Source organism: Corynebacterium argentoratense, from assembly GCF_021491455.1.
Classification (GTDB): Bacteria; Actinomycetota; Actinomycetes; order Mycobacteriales; family Mycobacteriaceae; genus Corynebacterium; species Corynebacterium argentoratense_A.
The window spans coordinates 1-1,467 of sequence record NZ_JAKETN010000010.1; the positions used below are offsets into that span (position 1 = coordinate 1).

The following is a 1,467-nucleotide window of genomic DNA, read 5'->3' on the forward strand; positions in this document are numbered from 1 at the left end:
TGGCTCTTCCGTTTTTAGAGTGCGTTGATCTTCCCCTGCAGCTGTCCGGAGTGGATCAAGCACCGCAAGATGTAGTGGTTGAGATTCCTGAAGCCCAGGGCGATCCCGCGCAGGTGCTCGAGCCTGCCGTTGATGGATTCGACCGGCCCGTTGGACGCGCCGATATCGAAGTAGGCCAACACGTCCTCACGTCGGCGCCACAAGGTGCGCCCCAGTTGGGCGAGCTCCTCCAGACCTGCGGGTAGTCCCTTACGCAGGCTGTTGATCACCCGGCTCATGAGCTTCTTGCCCTCTGATTTCTTCGGATGCCCGTACGCCGCGATCATGTCCTGGTAGAACAGCCAGGTCACCTCGAGTGCCACGTAGTCATCGTCGGTGGCCCATAACAGGTCGAGTCGTTGTTTCTGCCGCTGCGTGAGGTAGTTCGTCCTGGTCAACAAGGTCCGGCGGTACTTGTACAGCGGGTCGTCTTTGCGTCCGCGTCGTCCGGTGGTCTCTCGTTGGAGTCGCTGCCGACAGCCGGTGAGCTTGTCGGCAGCCAGATGGACTACGTGAAACGGATCCATCACCTTGGTCGCGTCCGGGAGGACCTGGTCGACGGCGGAGGCGTAGCCGGTGAAGCCATCCATGGTCACCACCTGCACTTGGCTGCGGAAGCTAGGGTCGCGTTCCTGCAGCCAGGTGCGCAGCACTTCCGCACTGCGTCCGGGACGCAGGTCCAGCAGTCGGGCCGGACCACGTCCGTCGACCAGTGGGGTGAGGTCGACGAGGATGGTCACCAGGTTCGACGGCTGACCGGGCTTTCGAGTGTGCTTCCAGACATGTTCATCGACGCCGAGGATGCGCACCCCGTCCAGGTGGTGCGGGTCGTCGTAGACAAGCTGGCGGCAGGCATCGAGTGCGACCTGGTTGACCAGGTCCCAGCCGATGCCGAGTGCTTTGGCGGTGGCAGAGACACTCATCCGGTCAATCGCCAGGCGCTGGAGGATCCAGCGGGTGACGCGGTGGGTGAGCTTGGATCCGTCATCCGCGCAGGCCAGGGATGTCTGGAAGATCTTCCTCGGACACGACGTGGCTGTGCACAGGAAGCGGGGAACGCGGACATCCAGGCGGGTGGGGAAGCCGACGACGGGACGATCAACGAGCCGGCGGAGGATGTGATCGCGTAGCTTCCCTGGGTGCCCGCACTCGGGGCAGGTATTGCTCACGGCCACCGGTGCGGCATCGATGATGGTGATGGTGCCCGCGTCGGCGGCACCGGTGATCGTCAAGCCGATCTCGGCGGTGCGGCAGATGGTGTCGGCGACGAGGTTGCCAGTAGGCTTCACGGTGCGGGTCCCTGGTGTGTTCAGATGATTGTGTAGGAACTTTCATCTTCACACCGGGGACCCCTATATGTTGTGGTGACCCGCTGAACCCACCGTGGTCTTCTTCACCCCGCTACGCACTCCGAAACCGGAAGAGCCT

Annotated in this window: 1 protein-coding gene; it reads right to left on the minus strand. The window is 63.1% G+C overall.

The window, feature by feature from the left end:
* Positions 1 to 14: 14 nt before the first annotated feature.
* Positions 15 to 1,328, minus strand: coding sequence for an ISL3 family transposase (locus L1C91_RS09375; RefSeq protein ID WP_234859044.1), 1,314 nt, complete (start codon positions 1,326 to 1,328; stop codon positions 15 to 17).
* Positions 1,329 to 1,467 lie beyond the last annotated feature (139 nt).